General features: G+C 51.4%; 17 protein-coding genes. 13 read left to right on the top strand and 4 right to left on the bottom strand.

All coding sequences use genetic code 11. From position 1 onward, the window contains the following. Window positions 1-226: 226 nt before the first annotated feature. Both MHH82_RS19805 and MHH82_RS19800 read right to left on the bottom strand, forming a co-directional pair. Window positions 227-952 carry a type II toxin-antitoxin system prevent-host-death family antitoxin gene (locus MHH82_RS19805; protein WP_340967581.1) on the bottom strand — a complete coding sequence of 242 codons (726 nt, stop codon included), beginning with the start codon at window positions 950-952 and terminating at the stop codon, window positions 227-229. 185 nt (window positions 953-1137) lie between these two features. After that, window positions 1138-2001: a helix-turn-helix domain-containing protein gene (locus MHH82_RS19800; RefSeq protein ID WP_015736105.1), complete on the bottom strand. Its 864-nt coding sequence runs from the start codon at window positions 1999-2001 to the stop codon at window positions 1138-1140. A gap of 204 nt (window positions 2002-2205) precedes the next feature. Between MHH82_RS19800 and MHH82_RS19795 the strand changes: the two genes are divergently transcribed. Together MHH82_RS19795 and MHH82_RS19790 are read left to right on the top strand one after the other, a co-directional pair. Further along, window positions 2206-3885, top strand: coding sequence for an ABC transporter substrate-binding protein (locus MHH82_RS19795; protein WP_145037799.1), 1680 nt, complete (start codon window positions 2206-2208; stop codon window positions 3883-3885). 124 nt (window positions 3886-4009) lie between these two features. Continuing rightward, a complete protein-coding gene (locus tag MHH82_RS19790) occupies window positions 4010-5530 on the top strand; it encodes a glycoside hydrolase family 43 protein (RefSeq protein ID WP_015736103.1) in 1521 nt (506 codons plus the stop codon). A gap of 143 nt (window positions 5531-5673) precedes the next feature. On the opposite strand, the gene MHH82_RS19785 is transcribed toward MHH82_RS19790, so the two are convergent. After that, a complete protein-coding gene (locus MHH82_RS19785) occupies window positions 5674-6543 on the bottom strand; it encodes a DUF4183 domain-containing protein (protein ID WP_340967578.1) in 870 nt (289 codons plus the stop codon). A 492-nt stretch (window positions 6544-7035) separates the two neighbouring features. On the opposite strand from MHH82_RS19785, the gene MHH82_RS19780 reads away from it, so the two are divergent. The 6 genes from MHH82_RS19780 (at window position 7036) to MHH82_RS19755 (ending at window position 13411) form a co-directional block, all read left to right on the top strand. Continuing rightward, window positions 7036-7449 carry a DUF4183 domain-containing protein gene (locus MHH82_RS19780; protein WP_015736101.1) on the top strand — a complete coding sequence of 138 codons (414 nt, stop codon included), beginning with the start codon at window positions 7036-7038 and terminating at the stop codon, window positions 7447-7449. A gap of 707 nt (window positions 7450-8156) precedes the next feature. Next, window positions 8157-8693, top strand: a complete 537-nt coding sequence (locus tag MHH82_RS19775) for a MauE/DoxX family redox-associated membrane protein (protein WP_015736100.1) — start codon at window positions 8157-8159, stop codon at window positions 8691-8693. After that, window positions 8690-9280 (top strand): hypothetical protein, encoded by a 591-nt coding sequence (locus MHH82_RS19770; RefSeq protein ID WP_015736099.1) that lies wholly within the window; start codon window positions 8690-8692, stop codon window positions 9278-9280. The genes MHH82_RS19775 and MHH82_RS19770 overlap by 4 nt, the downstream gene beginning before the upstream one ends. Window positions 9281-9308: 28 nt before the next feature. Beyond that, on the top strand, window positions 9309-11087 hold the full coding sequence (locus MHH82_RS19765; RefSeq protein ID WP_340967573.1) for an ABC transporter ATP-binding protein: 1779 nt from the start codon (window positions 9309-9311) through the stop codon (window positions 11085-11087). A gap of 271 nt (window positions 11088-11358) precedes the next feature. Continuing rightward, window positions 11359-12852 (top strand): amidase family protein, encoded by a 1494-nt coding sequence (locus MHH82_RS19760; RefSeq protein WP_145037803.1) that lies wholly within the window; start codon window positions 11359-11361, stop codon window positions 12850-12852. A gap of 22 nt (window positions 12853-12874) precedes the next feature. After that, window positions 12875-13411 (top strand): hypothetical protein, encoded by a 537-nt coding sequence (locus MHH82_RS19755; RefSeq protein ID WP_340967571.1) that lies wholly within the window; start codon window positions 12875-12877, stop codon window positions 13409-13411. A gap of 216 nt (window positions 13412-13627) precedes the next feature. Here the strand turns inward: MHH82_RS19755 and MHH82_RS19750 are convergent, their stop codons facing one another. Further along, entirely contained in the window at window positions 13628-13909 is a 282-nt protein-coding gene (locus MHH82_RS19750) for a CD3324 family protein (RefSeq protein WP_006211013.1), read from the bottom strand. 436 nt (window positions 13910-14345) lie between these two features. Between MHH82_RS19750 and MHH82_RS19745 the strand changes: the two genes are divergently transcribed. From MHH82_RS19745 to MHH82_RS19725, 5 genes are all read left to right on the top strand, one after another. Beyond that, entirely contained in the window at window positions 14346-16037 is a 1692-nt protein-coding gene (locus MHH82_RS19745) for a GAF domain-containing sensor histidine kinase (RefSeq protein ID WP_340967561.1), read from the top strand. A gap of 3 nt (window positions 16038-16040) precedes the next feature. Further along, entirely contained in the window at window positions 16041-16703 is a 663-nt protein-coding gene (locus MHH82_RS19740; RefSeq protein WP_015736093.1) for a response regulator, read from the top strand. 194 nt (window positions 16704-16897) lie between these two features. After that, window positions 16898-17458, top strand: a complete 561-nt coding sequence (locus tag MHH82_RS19735; protein ID WP_015736092.1) for an NADPH-dependent FMN reductase — start codon at window positions 16898-16900, stop codon at window positions 17456-17458. Beyond that, window positions 17455-19167: a VOC family protein gene (locus MHH82_RS19730; RefSeq protein ID WP_145037806.1), complete on the top strand. Its 1713-nt coding sequence runs from the start codon at window positions 17455-17457 to the stop codon at window positions 19165-19167. Before MHH82_RS19735 ends, MHH82_RS19730 begins: the two co-directional genes overlap by 4 nt. A gap of 102 nt (window positions 19168-19269) precedes the next feature. Continuing rightward, a complete protein-coding gene (locus MHH82_RS19725; RefSeq protein ID WP_015736090.1) occupies window positions 19270-19812 on the top strand; it encodes an NADPH-dependent FMN reductase in 543 nt (180 codons plus the stop codon). Window positions 19813-19873 lie beyond the last annotated feature (61 nt).

Here is a 19873-nt window from a genome sequence, read left to right as displayed (position 1 = left end):
TTTAAATAGCGTTTACGATTAAAAACACCTTTAAGCTGATGCTGATATGGATTGCAGTACTAGGAAGTATACGATCGTTTACCAGCGTGGATGCTTTCTTTTAGTACGCCGACAGAAGAGGATTGGTTTCATGAATGGGCGTAAGAAGACAATTATACGCTGGAAAATGCTTATTGAAGTTGCAAAGCAGGTGGCCAATAGGCGGTTGTTTCCTAATGTATAGTAGTCACGCAAACAAATCTTTCATGGAAACCTGTAAGCCTGGATTAAGTTTGGATTCCGCAAAAGAGTCATGGGCTTGCGAGAAGTAGTTCACATCCGAGATCTCGCCGTCGGACAAGGAAAAGAGGATGACTTGAGCTTTCATCGGATCGATGATCCAATACTCTTTTACGCCGCATTGCCGGTATAGATCAAGCTTCGGGATCATGTCCTTGCTACGCGTGGACGGAGACAACACCTCGATGACGAGGTCAGGCGTACCCATATAGTTTCCCTTCTCATTGATTTGATCTTTGTCGCAAATGACAACCAGATCCGGCTGTACGACACAGATATTTGCCTCCTCCTTCTTCAATGTAATATCAAGTGGGGAAGTCAGCGGTGTACAGGGTTTTCCTTTGAACCAATTGTAAAATGTGCCGTGCAGTTCATTAACTGCATATTGGTGGTTGTATGAAGGGGAAGCCATGTTATACACGATCCCGTCGATCAGCTCGTGGCGCTGTTCCGAGCCTTCGGTTAGTTCCAGGAAATCCTCGTAAGTAACGAAGTCATTGTCGGCTGTATACTTTACAGCCCCCTCTCTCAGGACAGGTTCATCTGTGCCGGCATAGGCTATTAATTTGGCAATATCTCTGCCGTTTCTCGTCACGATGATGTCCTCGCCAGCCTCAGCTAATTTAAGATACTTTCCGAAATTGTTTTGCATATCGGTGGAAGTCATTCTCATAAATTTCACCTCGATTTAGCTAATTTGAGTCTATAATAGCTAAATACAGGGAGCGTTTCAATTAATTTAGCTAATTTAAAGGTGGGATGATTTTTTCGAACGGTTTGCTTCTGCTGCAGGATCTAAGGTTGCATTGAAACTCACGGATTTGTGGCGGACGGTATTTCTCGCGCCTTGCAAAGTGCTTACCTGCGCTTTCGGTACACTTTAGGAGATAGGCCAAACACCTTCGAGAACTGACGGGTAAAATAATTGCTGTCATTGAATCCGCTCCGATAAGAAATTTCCGAAATCGGAAGGGGTGTCGTCTTTAACAGCCTGCATGCGTGCTCCAAGCGGAGCTGCAGAAGATAGGCGAAAGGCGTTGTTTGGTAATAGGATTGGAATATCCGATTCAAATGCCTGACGGATATATTGGATTTGGCCGCAATTTCGTCACGGGAAATGGGCTGCAAATAGTTATCCTCCATAAAGGAAATGGCTTTCGCCAAATGCATCAGATGAATTTGGGCTCCGTACCGCTCTTGCTTTTCATATTGCCGTGACAGCTGGACGACGAGCTCCATAAATCGCGAACGCAGGATGGTCTGGTAGCCCTGCAGCTTGTTCGCGTATTCCTCAATCATGAAGTCAACAACGGACGATACGTAATCCAGACTAGAGATCGGCAGGCTCATCTTGCTCAAGGAGTGGTTGATATTGCGGTAATACGGCTCCAGAACGAAAAGCGCCTGATACCCGTTCGATCTTTTGAACTCCGGACCCGTCAATTCCAGCATCTCGGGCTTGTACATGATGTTGCAAATACGAAACTCATGCGGGTCTTTATATCCATGGGAGGTTGTGCCGTTAATGACAAAGACGTCCCCCTTCTTGATAAACGATTCCTCTGTGTTGACGATATGGGTGGCATGACCATGCAAAACGATAACGAGTTCGGAGAAATCAACATGGTGATGCACGTACATGTCCTCTTCGTGTCCGCCATATTGAATAAAGAACTTAAACTGCTCATCGGTCGTAAACCAATCCAAATGTACGCTTCTCATTCGGCCACCCTCCAAAAGTAAATTATGTAGTATCTCGATGTCCTTATCATGCTATATTCAGGCTCTAAGATCAAGGAATAAGGACAAAACTAGAAGATATAATAGGATCTGAAAGTGGAGTCGCTCTAAACCATTCATACAAAAAAGCTAGAAAGCATGATCTGCTGGCGACTGACAAGAAGATATTGAATAGGGGGTAAAGACATGAAACTCTGGAAGGGATTATCGCCGCTCTTGGCCATGATGCTGCTGGTTACTTTTATTCTGGGTGCGTGCAGCAGCGGTGACAGCGGCAATTCCGCAGGCAGCGAAGGGGAAGATTTGAAACCGGTTACAATTACGTATTTCAGCGCCGATTCGAATGCGAACTGGGCAAGTATGCAGGATGCCGTCGGCAAAAAGCTGACCGAGACGACCGGCGTTACGATCCAAGCCGAATTTGCGGTTGACGGTTCCAATCAGAAACTGCCGTTGATGGTAGCGAGCGGTGAATATCCGGATCTCGTTTTCGCGAAAGGCGATGCGAATCTGTTCGTTGATTCGGGCGCTTTTATCGACCTTACCGATTTGATCGAAGAACATGCACCGAACCTGAAAAAGCTCTATGGGGATTACATGAACCGTCTGAAGTGGAGCAACGAGGATGAATCGATCTATGTTCTTCCGACGCTTAATGCGGTGGATCATCAGCAATTGGATGCCGGCGGAAACTTTCATATCCAGCATGAAGTGCTGAAAGAGCTCGGTTATCCGGAAATCAAGACCGTCAAGGATTTTGAGAAGGCGCTGAAGGATTATTATGAGAAACACCCGACGATCGACGGTCAGCCAACGATTCCGTTGACGCTCAATGCGGATGGCTGGCGATTCATGATCTCCGTAACGGATGCGGCCGTGATTGCTACCGGTTTGTCAGGGGATGGGGAGTATTATGTTGATCCGGAAACGTATGAAGCGAAATTGCACTACAGACGTCCGGAGGACAAGGAATACTTCCGCTGGTTGAATCATCTCAACGCCACGGGCATATTGGACAATGAAACGTTCGTTCAGAAGACGGACCAGTACGAAGCAAAGATCGCCTCTGGCCGCGTTCTTGGCGTCATTGACGCCGATTGGGGGTTTGGAAACCCGACGAATGCGCTGAGAACGGCCGGCAAAGAGAACCGTACCTATGCGAGATTCCCGATCCAATTGGATGAGACGACCAAGGACGCTTCGTTCCAGAATGCGGGGTATGCAGCAGGCTGGGGAGTAGGCATCACGACATCCGCGAAGGATCCGGTACGGATCATCAAGTTCTTGGATTATCTGGCTTCCGAAGAAGGGCAAATTTTGATGAACTGGGGCATTGAAGGCGAGCATTACAATGTCAAAGACGGCAAACGCGTCATTCCGGAGGACGTGCAGGACCGCAAAGTTAACGACAACGCCAGCTTTACCAAAGAGAGCGGAATTGGATTATATAACAGTTTGTTTCCTCGTTATGGCGACGGCGTGAAGGATTCGACCGGAAATTATTATACGACCAACTTCCCGGAACAAATCAAAGCCAATTATACGCCATCAGCCAAAGAGACGCTGCAAGCGTATGGTGCGGAAATGTGGAAGGATTTCTGGCCAAAGTCGGAGGAATTTCCGACGAAGCCGTGGGGTGCGGCATATCTTATTTCCCCGCCGATCGACTCCAATATTGCAATCACCTACAAGCGGGTTGAAGAGATTGTTCGCAAACGCATTCCGGAGATCATCCTTGCGGACCCGTCCCAATTCGATGCCCTTTACGATCAGTTCATTCAAGATCTGAACGCTGCCGGGGCGGAAAAAATGGAGCAGGAATATTCGGAGCTGGTTCGTGATCGGGTGGAGCTGTGGAATAACTGAACCGTTTGATTGAGGGGCAGGCCCAAAAGCTGCCTCTCTTTTATGCCAATCTGTTTTTCGCCATTGTTTCATAGACCATCGCTTCTTAGACATAAATAAGGAGTACAGAGGAGTGTTTTGTTTCATGAAGTTTAGCAACCCCATCCTACCGGGCTTTTATCCGGATCCAAGCATTTGCCGTGTTGGCGAAGATTATTATTTGGTGACGAGCACATTTGAGTATTTCCCGGGCGTTCCCATCTTTCATAGCAAGGACTTGGTAAATTGGAAGCAAATAGGCCATTGCCTTACATCGGAAAAACAACTGCCCCTTAAGAAAGCCGGGAGCTCAGGGGGAATTTATGCCCCGACCCTTCGCTATCATGAGGGCTGGTATTATATGACGACAACCAACGTCAGCGGAATCGGCAACTTTTACGTCAAAAGCACGGATCCTGCGGGTCCTTGGTCTGACCCGATCCCTGTCGCCCAGCAAGGCATCGATCCTTCGCTGCTATTTGACGACGATGGTCGCGTCTATTTTCAGACGGCTTGCTACGGCGACGAGGGAGAGGGCATTTATCAATGCGAAATCGATATTGCAAGCAGCAAGAAGCTGACGGAAAGCCGCTTAATCTGGAGAGGAACCGGGGGAGCCAGTCCGGAAGCCCCGCATTTATACAAAATACACGGTCTGTATTATTTAATGATTGCCGAGGGCGGCACCGAGTACGGACATATGGTCACGGTCTCGCGAAGCCGACATCCTTACGGGCCGTTTGAGCCTTGTCCCCATAATCCGATTCTGTCCCATCGAAGCAGGAGAAGCCCCATACACGCGACAGGGCACGCGGATCTGGTGCAGGCTCAGGATGGCACGTGGTGGGCCGTTTTCTTGGGGATCAGGCCGGTTTCATACCCCATGCGCCATCATCTCGGCAGAGAAACTTATCTGGCTCCGGTCACATGGACGGCGGACGGTTGGCCGAGCATCGGATTCAAGGGAAGGGTCGAGCAGGTAATGGACAGTCCTCAGCTGCCGGAATGCCGGTGGCCCGCAAAGCCGTCCAGAGACGATTTCGATCACGCCTCCCTCGGTTTGGACTGGGTCTTTTTGCGCAACCCATTACCAGGGAGCTGGTCGCTGCAGGAACATCCGGGATATCTCATGCTGCGGGGCAACCCATCGTCCTTGAACGACGCGGCATCCCCTGCTTTTGTCGGGCGACGATTAAGGCACTTTTCTTGCAATATATCCGCTGCTCTGGACTTTGAGCCTGCAAACGAGGGGGAAGAAGCGGGATTAACCGTTTTTATGAATGAAAGGTATCATTATGATCTGGCCGTAAAGCTTATAAACGGGGAAAAAACGATCGTATTCAGACGTACCGTGGGGTCGCTTAGCGTAGAACATACCAGTCGCTGTCCGGAGGGGCCTGTCGTGTTACGAATCGAAGCAATGCCCGAGCATTTCCGATTCTCCATGGGACAAAGTTCATCAGAGGTCCTGAATATGGGATCAGGTGAAACCCATCTGCTTGCGACGGAAGTAGCCGGCGGATTTACAGGGTTAATGATTGCTATGTATGCATTCGGCGACAATGGAACAACCCCTGCGCTGTTCGACTGGTTTGATTATGAAGTCATCGATAGCCGGGCCGAATAGTCGAATTCGATAAGATGAAAGAGAGGGGACCGTTTATTTCGGTAACATGTTAAGAAGTAGAGGAAAAAGACATCTTCCTTGCGGCAGATGTCTTTTTTGCGCGAACCTTGCTACCCGCCGCAGCGGGGTGTTTTGCTCACCGTTCAAGCTACCACCTGAACGGTGAGATACAGCACCTCCAGCAAGATGGGCGTTCCGGCCAGAAGCACATCGCCGGGAGAATATAAGGTTAGTGCCTCCGAAGTGATGGTGTAGATTCGGCCTTCCTGAATCATACCGTTGATATAAACGGTCGAGGAGCTGTTCGGACCTACCATAATGCTCTGAAATGCCTGGTTACCGTCGTCATCCGTAAATTGTCCGGCAGATATGACGAAGGGATCATCCAGATTAACCTCGGACATCAATACGTAAAAATAGCGAAGCGTGGTCGGCAGCACGTTAATCTCCGGCACGATGACGCTTCCGGGGATTCCTTGCGGGCCTTGCGGCCCCGTGGGCCCCTGAATGCCCGCCGGCCCTTCCATACCTGGAGTGCCTGGAGCGCCTTGAGGACCTTGGGGTCCCATCGGTCCGGGAATGCCCGCCGGCCCTTCCATACCTGGAGTGCCTGGAACGCCTTGAGGACCTTGGGGTCCCATCGGTCCGGGAATGCCCGCCGGCCCCTCCATGCCAGGGTTGCCTGGAGCGCCCTGAGGGCCTTGGAGCCCCACCGGTCCGGGAATGCCCGCCGGCCCCTCCATGCCAGGGTTGCCTGGAGCGCCCTGAGGGCCTTGGGGCCCCACCGGTCCGGGAATGCCCGCCGGCCCCTCCATGCCAGGGTTGCCTGGAGCGCCCTGAGGACCTTGGGGTCCCACCGGTCCGGGAATGCCCGCCGGCCCCTCCATGCCAGGGTTGCCAGGAACACCCTGAGGGCCTTGGGGTCCCACCGGTCCGGGAATGCCCGCTGCCCCCTCCGAGCCAGGGTTGCCATGAATGCCCTGGGGTCCTTGAAGCCCGGCTGGCCCCGCCAAGCCCGGGTTCCCAGGAACGACTTGAGGGAATAGAGGTAATAGTGTCGATAAGAATTTTTTTGGACCGCGTCCCACTTGACGTCTATGTTGAACAGCAGAGGGGGTGGTCCGATAAGTGGATCTGGAGTTGCATCTCCATTTTCGTTTGCCTGCCGCCACGACTCGTTTGTATTTTCGCTTCTTGCAGTTCCTGCGTTTTCGATATTCTGCAGCTTTTAGAATTCGATATCGTTTCCGCTTGATCACGGGAGTTTTCAGTCTTATCCCCCCTCCCCCCGGATGAATGTCTCCACTTAGTTTATGTTATCGGGGAAGGACTCGAGTGGACATTTATCCTTTCTTCGGTGATATATTGGCCTGAGCATGGATTCATTCACTGTTTGTTTTTTATATAGTGGGAGAATGTCAGAACCAAATCTCAGAATCTATCATTTAATGATAATGTGGCACAGCCATATTTTTTCTATCTTAGACAAGAGAGGAGTGAAGATCATGCCAGTTATTAAACCTATCATTACCGCGGTCGCATCGGTTCCCGTTGCAACCGGCGGCACGATCACCACGACGGTAACGCCAATCGTAACCCGTTATTTTGCGCTGGTCGACGAAGCGATGATCGGTGCAGACTCGATTACCATGCCGGCCACGAGTTTCATCGATGATGCCGAAGCACCCGTGACGGCATTTCCCGCGTTGACAGGCGCTGAATACTTTAATGTGTATATTAACGGGATGCTGCAGCAGCTCGCGTTATCGACTTTGACAACCGCCAGCTTGGTGCTCGATACGACGGATGTTCCGGCGGGAATACCGGTGTTGTTGGAAATTGCAAGCTTCACGAATACGGCCTCCGCCATCACGACACAGCCTACCATTTCGGCGCCGGTCATTACGATCATCAGTTAAATAGGTAAGCAAAGGGCTGCCCCGATTAACAAAATGGGGCGGCCTTTTGTTTATGTAATTTCTTTAATAAGGGATAATATTCTATTATTTTACTATAAGATATTATCCTTGTAAGAAATGATAAATATAGTATATTTAAAATTATCCTGCAAGCCAGCTAGTTAGCATAAACCACTTACACCCCTCAGAAATTGAACCCGCTTACAAACGACTCGGTTTAAGAATTTGAAGATCCCTACAGCCAGCGTTTAACACATTCCGAAGCTTTTTGCATAGCAACACCTTTCATATAAATGACTGAACTTCATGACTTGAAAGGAGGTGAGTATTTATGTGCATTCTTCGTCATACTTCCTGTAACACTACGGAGCAATGCGGACGCGACAAATTCGGCGTTCGTCTTGAAGTATGGGACTGCGGCAACGGTTCGGAAGAGAGATATACTTGCGGCTGTTAATTTTTTGTAAACGCATGAACCTATCTTTTAAACAGCGGAACTACTTGTTCCGCTGTTTATATTTCACGTAGGGCATGCGGCTTCCTATTACGGTTGAAGAGTGAGGGGTCGAATATGGTTTTGGGTCCATTGCAGTATGATCGAGAACGGGTGAACCGCGAAGAAGAACGGCAAGGTGCAGTCCAAGCAAGATATCAAAGTCATCGAATGGGGGCTTGGTCCCCCTGGTTGTCGGGAAGGAGAATGAACCATGTCCATGAGCGCGCTTTGCCTTTTGTTTCTGACCTTGGTGTTTGTGTTTTCGGGAGTGTCGAAACTGTTATCGTTAGCGGATTTCAGGACGACGATCGAACGGTTGCAGATGCCTGCAGGCCGCTTACGGATTGTACCTGTTCTCATTTGCGCCGCTGAGATTGCAGCCGGGGCGGGTTTATTGTTTTCCTGGAGCAGAGCCGCTGCGCAGATCGTGATTTTTATTTTGCTGGCAGGGTTCGGATACGCCGTTTATCAAGCCAGGGTTGTGCAGAATCAGGAGATCCAATGCAGCTGCTTTGGCTCATGGTTTAGTGAGGCCCTCGGCAAGAATACGGTCGTTAAGATTGCATGCTTAGGTATATTGGATGCGCTAATTTGGCTTTTGTCCGAACCCGTGAATCTCTTCCTCATGCCGGCCCAAGAGGCGGTTCTTACCTTGCTGTCGGCCGGCGGCATTGCCGTTATTTCGTTGGTGGCGGTGAATGCGTATACTCTTGATTCATTACAGGCGAAGGAGGGAACGAATCCATGAATTTGATTACGACCGTGCTCGTAATTCAGTATGGCTTGATATTCAGCTTGGCTTTCTTCATGTTCAAACTGTACCGTCAGGTTCGGGAGTTGAAGTTGAAGCCGCAGACAGTCGTGACCGGGCACGAGATGCCTGCGGTTCCGAAGGAAGGGCTCGAGCTTGGCACGCAGATTCCTCGGGCAGCCTATACGAGCATGGCCGGTGATACCGTGAATTTGTACGACGGCAAGCCCAAAATTCTATTGTTCACGATGAACCATTGCAATGCCTGCAAAGAAACGTACGGGGCCATCAAAGCGTTTATGGCTTCGCATCCGGATCTTTCGGTCACGGTATTCCTATATGCCCAGGATGCGGATGAGGCCGCAGAAATGGCGGTTGCCAATGAGTTAACCGATATGCAGGTCGTGTGGGCAGACCGGGCTATGATCGATTCGTTTAAAGTGAACCGGTTTCCGTTGGCGTTCTACTTATCCGAGGAGCAGCTCGTCATCAACAAAAGCGTCACGAATTATTTGCATCATTTAGAACAAATGATCAACCAGCTGCCTCATGCTAAACCTTCAGCCCTAAACAAATCGGCTTAGCGACGAAGGAGGCTCAAGGTTATACAACATGAAATATGCAAACCTGATGTTCGAGGTTATGAAGCAGGTGTACCGCGTCTCTCCGCGGATGTTCACCAGATCGACCATGATTTATTTGATGCAGGCTTTTTTGCCCGTTGCCCAGATTTATATTACGGCTCAAGTCATAGACGCCGTTACCGGTGTGTTGATTCGGGATCAAGCTCCATACCAAGCATTGTATTGGCTGTTACTCCAGATGGCGGTCATTCTGATTGGCCTCGTGCTGGCATCTCTTCAAAAGTATACCGAGCGAAAGATGAATGCTTATGTATCCTACTGGTTTAATCTCCAAGTGTCGGAGAAGTTAAGCAAGCTTCCGTTCGTATTCTTTGAATCTCCGGAAAGCTACGACAAGCTGCAGCGTGCTCTTCGCAATCTGAATATCTGCGGAATTAACATGGTGTTTTACATGTTCTCGATTATTCAGAACCTCATCACGTTGACGGGTTTGCTCGTGCTCTTGTTCAGCTTTCATTACATATTACCAATCGTTATGCTGCTTCTGATCGTTCCGCTGTTGATCATCCAGAAGAAAGAGGGGGCTTCCCGCTTCGTGGTCATTCATCAGCAGACGGCTTCGTCCCGTATGGCGGCCTACATGAACCAACTGCTGCAGACGAAGGAAGCGGCCAAGGAAATCCGGCTGTTTCATGCCAAAGATTATTTATTGAACAAATGGCGGGGCATTTATTTCAAAAATACGTATGAAATGCTGGGCGTCGAGCGGAAAAACATGAAGAATCGCCTGATCGTGGAAGGGGCGGTGACGATTTGTTCTTTTAGCATTTTAGCCGTGTTCGTCTGGCTCGGCTCACGCCTCAAACTAACCATCGGCAGCTATGTCGCCCTCTATCAAGCGGTCCAGGACACGCGATATTCCATCCAGAACATCAGTCAGAACATCGGGCAAATCTATCATGACGGTCTGTTTATCCACCAATTGTTCGAATTTCTGGATACGCCGGTTCCGCAGCCGGAAAAAGCGCTGCCGATGACCACGCCTTTGCGGGAGGGAATCGAAGTCGATCGCGTTACCTTTTGCTATCCAAATCAGGGTAAGCCTGTGCTAGACGATTTGACGATTCGCATCAAGCCCGGAGAAAAGGTTGCCATTGTCGGGGAGAACGGTGCGGGGAAGAGCACGCTCGTAAAAATCATGCTAGGCTTGTATGAACCGACGCATGGCGTTGTGCGCTATGGCGGCATCCCGATCCAGGATTATGATTCCGTCAGCTTCCGCAGCAAAGTAACGGCGGTGTTCCAGGATTTTTATCGATATGAATGGACCCTTGAGGCTAACATTGCGCTGCGTGAGCATGATCCGGACGACCGGCAAGCCCATCGCCGATTGAATCAGGCCATGGAGAAGGCCGCGATGACGCCGCTAGTAGATTCGCTGCCGGACGGAGTAGCAACCCAGCTGGGTACGCGCTTCTCCGGCGGGCGCGAACTGTCTCAGGGCCAATGGCAGAAGGTCGCGATCGCCCGGGCGTTCTATCGGGATTTTGAAGTGATCTATCTGGACGAGCCGACGGCGGCCGTAGACCCGCTTACGGAATCCGCGATATTCGAGAGCCTGATGTCCATGACCGAAGGCAAAACCGCCATCTTCATATCGCACCGATTGGGAAGCTGCAGACATGCGGACCGCATTCTCGTCCTCAAGGAAGGGCGAATCGTTGAAGAGGGAAAACATGAGGCATTAATCGGGCAGGGAGCCCATTATGCCGAGATGTTCAATAAGCAGGCCCAGTGGTATCGCTAGCATGCGGCACCGGTTTTGAAGCGCATGCGAAAGTTAAGCGGAGCGGATCAAGAAGTCATTCTTGGTCCGCTTCCTGCGTTTAGTTTACGTTAGGAGGGGCAAGCCGCCATGGGAGACGAGAGAGCCGCTAAGATGCCGACCGATTGCGTGCCAGAAGGAGTTTCATGTCTGAATCCCGAATTGAATAGGGACTTGAAACGTCTGGAGGCTAAAATATGAAACGTTAAACCCCACACCTGCCGCAAGATCAGAAAAATAAGGGGGACCATATATGAGCTTGGATAAAAGAACATGGATTGTGGAAGCAACCATAGCGGATATGCAGCATGCCATGGAAGAAGGCTGGATGTCTTCGGTCGAACTGGTGCAATTGTATCTGGAACGGATCGGGTTATACGATGGATGGCTTCGCTCGATTCTAGAGGTGAACCCGGATGCGCTGCAGATTGCCCAAGAGCTGGATCAGGAGCGCAGAAACTTGGGAGCACGGGGACGGCTGCACGGGATTCCGATACTGCTCAAAGACAACATCGACACCGGGGATCGGCTGCATACGAGCGCCGGCTCCATCACGCTGGCCGATTCGTACGCCGCCAAAGATTCCTTTGTTGCCGCAAAGCTCCGAGAGGCGGGGGCCGTTATTCTGGGCAAGAGCAACATGACCGAGTGGGCGAATTTCATGTCCTCGACCATGTGGGCAGGATACTCGTCAAGACGCGGGCTTACTTTAAATCCCTACGGTCCCGGCGAAATGTTCGTCGGAGGTTCGAGCTCCGGTTCCGGAGCTGCAGTGGCGGCGAATTTGGCTGCGGCAGCCATCGGCACGGAAACTTCGGGATCGATTATCAGCCCTTCCAGCCAGAACAGTCTGGTTGGCTTGAAGCCGACGATCGGTCTGGTAAGCCGGACGGGCATCATTCCCATCACGCATACGCAGGATACGGCAGGTCCAATGACCCGAACGGTGGAAGATGCCGCGATTCTGCTTGGCGCGATCGCGGGTGCGGATGACCTGGACGAGGTGACCAAGACAGCTGCTCAAGCAAGGGTAGAGGATTACACGAAGTTTCTGGACGCCAGTTATCTGAAGCGGGCACGAATCGGGATTCCCCGATACTACTATAAGCACCTGGATCGGGATAGACTAGATATCGTAGAGTCTGCCATTGATGTTCTTCGCGAACAAGGCGCGACCATCATCGATCCGGTGGAACTGCCATGCCAGGGCACCCGATGGGATGCCAATGTCCTTCGCTATGAATTCAAGAAATACGTCAATGATTATTTGGCGAATGTAGCTCCGTCGCTGCCGGTTCATTCATTAGCTGAGGTTATCGCTTATAATGAGGCACACGCCGACATAGCCCTGAAATATGGACAGGATACGCTGATTTGGGCCGAGGAAACAAGCGGTGCGTTGACCGAAAAAGAGTATTTGGAGAGCAAGCGGAAGAACAAGGAAAGGGCGGGCGCCATGGGAATTGACCATGTACTGCGGGAGCATCAGCTGGACGCACTGCTGTTTCTGGGTAATGAATATGGACCCGATCTGGCTGCCCGTGCAGGGTATCCTTCGGTTACCGTTCCCGGTGGTTATGCCGAGAATGGGATCATAGCTCCGGGAGGATACAACACCAAAGGTCCTCAGGGCATCACATTCATCGGGACGGCTTATAGCGAGCCGGTGTTGATTCAGTTAGCCTACGGCTTCGAGCAGGCCACCAAGCATCGTGTGCCGCCGAACCTTTCATCCCAGTCATCATAGTAAAGAGAGGTGATGTTCAATCATGCCGCGCAATTTGGAGTATGTCCCATACGGCTACGAGCCCCCGAAGCCGACAACGAAAGGCACTTTGATATTTTACGATCTTTTTGAGCAGGATCAGGTGGCCCTCGAGCAGGCGGCTGCCATCTTTGAGGAACGATCCTTCGCAAAGTTGGTGTGGTATCCGCTGCACGAAGAGACGGTGAAGCGGATGTTCAAGGAGCCGGTGAGCCCTTATTACAAGCGGGAGAAACAGCTTCAGGAATGGATTGAGGAGCACGGAAGACCTTCGGTCGTGATTGAATCGTTCGAGTCGAAGCGAAAAAAATACACGCCGATCGATACGGCGCTTCGACATCTGGTCGAGAAGTACGGAAGTCCCCACTTTCTTCTCCTGACTCCGGAGGTAGCTAACGTGTTTGCTTCGTTTTCTTCCTTCGAGGAATGGATCGTGAAGCTGAGGCTGATCTTGTTGTCCGAGCCGCCGGTTCTGCATCCGAGGCTGGAGAAATTCCGCCATCGATGGGATGTAGCCGGGGAGAAGCGGGAAGAACTTTAGGGTACATTCAAGCCCGGCTGCAGCTCGTTTGCAGCCGGGCCTTTTCTATGGTGCAGACGAATCGGACAAAGTGGCAATGCGGTAAAAATGCCGAACAGCCCTAAAAACGGTACATCGCGGGTTCACCGTGCCCCGATCCATGCAACATGAAAAGGACTGTACCCCGTGGGAACAGTCCTATGTTAATCCGTGCGGAGACCGTTAAACCTCATCGGTTCAGGTCCCTACGCGGGTAAGTTTACTTATGATCTTGCGCACGCTTTCTCCAGACAGGAAGTAGGTCCGTTCCAATTCCTCAATGGACCGTCCTTTGCAGTAAGCGCGATACATTTCTTTATTGCGACTTTCGATGCGTTGTTTGGAACCGCTTAACTCTCCCCAGCCGGCTCTTTGCTCGCTCTGTTTCGGTATGTAGAGTAATTCTCCGTCTATATACTGTTGAATTTGCTGCAGCAGCTCGGGGGGAAGCACTTCTCTTCCGTTCTTGTAATGGCCCATCGATGCCCTCCTCTTTCTGTGTAAATATTTAAGCTATCGCTGAGTTTCAAAACAATTGCATTGATCATGCTTGCCCTCCTCCTTTCGTGAAATTGGTTTTTTTAGATTTTGGTTTTATTGGAGTTGAAAATAGATATAGGGAGCCCGCGGCGGGCTCCCATTTAACGGATATTCGCTTTACGCGAATACCACCTCACGGATCTGAATCATTGCAATCAGCCTCCTTTCAGCTCATTTCGTCGGCCCGACTTCTATATTAAGCCATATGTAGGTGGAAATTTGCAAGAGATAAAACAATATTAATTGTTTTTTACCACGATTCATGGGATGAATGATCTTCACCGGCCAGGAATTCCATTCGGAATTTGGATGGTGTGTGACAGGATTATATAATATAGTTACTTCAGAATGCAAAATAAAGAAGGAGCTTGCTTGTATGTCCACACACGACCCGCATATCCAGGAGTTAATCACGTTGAAGACGATTGCCGAAACGCTGAACGAATCCAATGAGTTAGCCCCCATGCTGGACGTTGTTATCGGCAAACTGCTGGAGCTGACCGGACTTACGACCGGTTGGCTGTTCCTGGTGGAAGAGAAGAGAACGCATGAATTCGTAGCGGGCCGGAATCTGCCGCCTGCTCTGAGACGGGAAGATGACGAACCGATGAGGTGCGGCAGCTGCTGGTGCCTGGAGCGCTATGATGACGGCCGACTGAAAAATGCCGTGAACATTTTGAATTGCAAACGTCTGGATAACGCCGTTCGTTATCAGTGGGGCGACACGGAGGGAATTACCCATCATGCTACCGTTCCGCTGCGTTCCGGCAGCCGCAGGTTCGGCGTGCTGAATGTGGCCGCACCCGGGAAGCTTCATTTTTCCAAGGAGGAGCTGGCGCTGCTGGAATCGGTAGCCTACCAAATCGGCAGCGCCATCGAGCGCATGCGTCTGTACGCGGCTGAGCAGCGTCGGGCTGATTTGTTCGCCCGGCTAGGAGAATATAGCAGCGCGCTAGGCGCTTATGCATCCCAAGCGGTAAGCCGGGCCGAATTAACGGAGCAGGTGATGAGTTTGCTCGGCCGTTATTTTGATTGGCCGGTTGCGGCGCTGCTTGAACCGGTGGGCCAGGAAATCACGCTGCGTGCGCTATACAGCGGTGGACAGACCACGCTGCCCCATGCCAAATTTCCGCTCGCCGACATGGCTCGGATCGGTTCTGATGCAGTGAAGCGCTCAGCAGCGCCGGTCGGCGATCCGGATGCGCAGCAACTTGCGGATCAACTGGTGGAGAAAGGATGGATAGCTCCCATTCGTCGAGCCGTTGCGGTACCGCTTGCGGTTGCTTCGGACTCCTTAACCGGGATGCTCTTGGTGGGCTATGAACAGTATGGAGACCAGCATCGGGCGGACATGGAGGTCATCGAGGCCATAGCGGAGCATATCGGCATGACGCTTCAGCGCATCCGTCTGGAGGAGAACCGGCGGGAGCTCGCAAGGATGGATGAACGAAATCGCCTGGCCCGGGACCTGCACGACTCGGTAAGCCAAACCCTGTTCTCGCTGGTGATGATGTCCAAAGGTGTAGGGGGGATGATTGCTGCTGAACCGGATGAGCAGAAAAGCTTGCTCCAGGACACGATCCACGATATCCAGTCATTATCGCAAAGCGCACTAAAGGAAATGCGGGAGCTGATCATGCAGCTTCGCCCGCCCGGACTTGAGGAGGGGCTGATGACAGGTCTACAGCAATACGGCGAACGATTGAAGCTTCATGTGCGTACACATATCAGCGGGATGCAGGAGCTGCCGCGGATTGCGGAAGAGGCATTGTGGAGGATCGGGCAAGAGGCGCTGAACAATGTGAGCAAGCATGCGGATACGAAGGAAGTAACGGTAGCGTTATCCTTGCAGAATGATGAAGCGGAGCTTCGGATCGAGGATCAAGGGCGCGGGATAACCAAGCAACGATGGAAGGAGCTGACGCGGCATTCCATCGGCCTGTCCAGCATGCGGGAGCGGGCCGAATCGCTCGGAGGCCAGTTCCGTTTATACAGCGTGCACCGGGAGGGAACCATCATTGAGGTTACGATACCCTTGAAGGCGGTCACAACAGAGAAAGGGGGATAACCGATGATCCGATTGTTAATAGCTGACGATCACGCCATGGTACGGCGGGGCCTCCAGGTTTTTCTGGCGACGCAGCCGGATATCGAAATGGTGGGAGAAGCCGCGAATGGCGAAGAGACGCTGGAACAGGCCAAACTTTTGCTGCCTGATGTCGTGTTGATGGATTTGAATATGCCTGTATTGAATGGCATCGATACCACGGCACGTTTGAAAAAAGAACTGCCTCATATCAAAGTGATCGTACTGACCTCGTTTGTTGATTACGATCATGTTCTGCCTGCGATTCGAGCGGGTGCTCGCGGCTATCTCCTGAAGGATATCGAGCCGGAGGAATTGGTAGCCGGGATCCGACGCGTGTTCCAAGGACAGGTCGAATTGCATCCGGATGCAGCCGGCCTGCTCATGACGCATGTTACTTCCCCGGCGGGAGAGGATGAGGCCAATGGATCCAGCCATCAGGAAGCTGCGCAGCTGGATAAGCTTACCCGCCGAGAGCAGGAAGTATTGCAGCTGATTGCCTCTGGGATGAATAACAGGGAAATCAGCGAAGCGCTTTATATTACCGAGAAGACGGTCAAAACCCATGTCAGCCACCTGCTGGATAAGCTTGGGGTTGCCGACCGGACACAGGCTGCCATCTATGCGCTTAAGCATGGAATCGTATAGGATTAGGGATTTGCTGCTTATGCAATATAACCGTACATAATGATCATTTCTAAGACTATAGTCGTAGAAGCTCTCAGCCGAAGGCATGAGAGCTTTTGCTCGTAAAATCACTCGATATGTTGACGATTTCATGACGTGCCTCCTCTACAATGTATTTAACAAAACATTCGAATACGAATAAGGGAGGCATTACCATGAAGATCGTAATTATCGCAGGCAGCAATCGCAAAGAAGCGACAAGCACCATTTTGGCCAAAGCCTTGGAAGCGCAAATGAACCGGTTGTTCGTCGAAGTGAAGCTGTTTAATTTGTATGAAACGCCGCTCCCGTTCTATTCCCCGGACGAAATATTCAACCGGCATGAGGGCGTGCGTGAGCTGCAGCGGTTATTAATGGAGGCGGACGGCGTCATTTTGACTACCCCGGAGTATCACGGCGGGATGAGCGGAGTGTTGAAGAATGCTCTGGATCATTTGGGGCAAATGCATTTCTCGGGTAAACCCGTCTTATCGGTAAGCTCGGCAGGCGGGGCGGTCGGCGTAAGTTCACTGCAGCAAATGCAGGCCACCATACGCAATTTGCATGGTATTAATAGTCCGGAATGGATTTCCATTGGCGGATCTCAACGGGCCATTTACGAATCGGAAGCGGCTGAGGGTACGATCGTGCTGGATTATCGGGCGAAAGAGGCGCTTTCCATCTTTATGGAGCTGGTTAAGAAGATCAGCAATAAAGTGGAGGCTGAAATCTCATGATCACCCATTTCGCCGGATTAACTTTAAGGACCGTCTCCATCGAGGGAGTGAAGCAATTCTATCACGGATTGCTTCAATTCCCGGTCGTCAGAGAAAGCGAGGCCGAAATTGCATTTCAGCCTACACCCGATTTCACGCTTGTATTTGAAGAGGTGTTTGAACCCATAGCCCCTGCCCATATCGCGTTTGAAGTGGCTTTCTCCCAATTTGATTCCACCGTCAGGAGCCTCGCGGAACAGGTGCCATTGTTGAAATGGCCGGACGGCAAGGTGGTCGAACCCTTCGATTCCGGCGTGAACGTATACTTCAGGGATGGGGATGGAAATTTGCTGGAGTTTATCGCCCATCCGGATTTAAAGGAAGGGGTCCTGACCCCGAGCGGTAAATATGGCGTCCTCTATTTGCGGGAAGTGGGACTGCCTGTCGAGGATCCGGTAGCTGCCCGACTGTGGATGCAGCGGACGCTCGGATTCACCATCGCCAAGGAATCGGAACAATTTGCTTTTGTCATCGGCGGAACGGCCCATGCCGTTGTGGTATCCACGAGGCGCAAATGGATCCCGATCTCGATGTACGCGCTGGCACCGACGCTGGAATTAACGTATGGCGTCACCGACGAGCGGTTTATAGACCGGGTTCGCTCGGCCCTGGATCGGCGGATGATCCAATCGGATAACGATGAGGGACTGCGTTTTAGAATGTACGGCTACAGCATCAGGTTGAAGATAACCAGCTTTCCCAAGGAAATTGCAGCCAAGCTGAATCTGCCGAGTGCCGCCGAAGGGGAGGAGGTGAACCCGGTCATTGACGACCAATATTTGATAGACGGTCTCACGGCTTTGAGCCGCGGCGGCGAAGTCGGTTGGTTTGAAGGGCATGTCGGCGGAGCGTATTTGGCAGCGTATTACATGCAGAAGGAGCAAGATCTGCCTCAAGATGTGCTTCATGGATTGGCTGCCAATTGCCGTCATCTGCGCGCTCAGCATGAAGATTGGTTTGAACCGTATCCATCCGAGCCCGCTCAGCCTGAGTTGATGGATCAATTGCTGGAAGGGCTTCTGCCCAACCTGACAAGCCTGAGCACCTCGGGCCACGGCGTGACCCTGGGCGTGCTCGGACTGAAAGCACTGCGGGACCGTCCGGACTTACTGACTCCGTCCATCGTGAGAGGTTTGCTTAAGCTCATGGACGATGCAGCGAGTGAACATAAGCTTGCAAGGTATTACGGCATTGACGATTATACGCAGCTGGATCTATCGGAAATCTCACTCTCGGAAATACCGCCTTACCGGGATGCGTCCGATTTGGCATGCCGCGCACTTTCCGAGCTGGATCACGTGCTGCCGGATCAGCATGTGGATGGCCAATATTATTTTTTTGCCGGTGAGCTTGAGCATGGGATTACCCACGCACACGCGCTGATTGAGCTGGAACGGCTCGGTTATGCCCAGTTGGGCAAGCTGGGCCAAGGCAATCACCGGCTCCAAACGAAACTTAACCGTCTCAGACCTCAAGCGCTTATGGCTCAGGGGATCGATGCGCCTGCCAAGGCTTCCATCACGGAATCGGCCTATTGGAGCCGGCTGTATGAAGATCCGCATGCCATCAAGGTACCTTACGCCGCCATGGCGCTGCTGCGGCATGTGCCTGTTGAAAGAAGGGGAGACCTGGAACGTGAAGTATGTAAGCTGCTGTCCCTGATGAAGTAGAACATGGCTATTTTGACAATGGTAAAATATGGTGATAGGCTAAAATAAGTTACCCAATAACTGAATCATGTATGCTGGAAAGGCATAGAACTGGAGGATATCATGAACGTTGCAATCGTTGTGGGAAGCATTAGAAAAGAGTCGTACAATCGGAAGCTGGCGGAATATTTGAAGCAGCGCTATTCGGATCAGATCGCCTTTGATATCGTGGATCTTCGCGATCTTCCGTTCTACGATCAAGACACGGAGTTGGACCCTCCAGCGGCCGTCAAGGAATTCAAGGAGCGGATTGCCGCTTCCGATGCCGTATTGTGGATCACGCCGGAATATAATTATTCCATACCGGGCGTGCTCAAGAATGCGCTGGATTGGTTATCGCGCGTCGATAAGGTCATGAACGGGAAGCCTTCCTGGATCATGGGGGCGTCGATGGGGCAGCTCGGAACGGTTCGCGCCCAAGAGCATCTTCGGGACATTCTCTTCTCCGTTGGCATTACCTCACCGCTGCTTCCCAATAATGAAGTTTATATCGGCGCCGTGCACGAGAAGATGGATGAGTCCGGCAAGCTGATCCATGAACCGACGATCGGTTTCATCGATATCGTGGTGAACAATTTCATGACGTGGATGAAAGCCCGGAAATAAAACATGAAGTCTGGAGCCCTTTGGCAGTTGCCTGCCGAAGGGCTTTTCCTGTATTATTCAC

This window comes from Bacillus sp. FSL K6-6540 (genome assembly GCF_038007545.1).
Note: the sequence above shows the minus strand (reverse complement) of the source record. Positions and strands in the feature narration are given on the sequence as shown.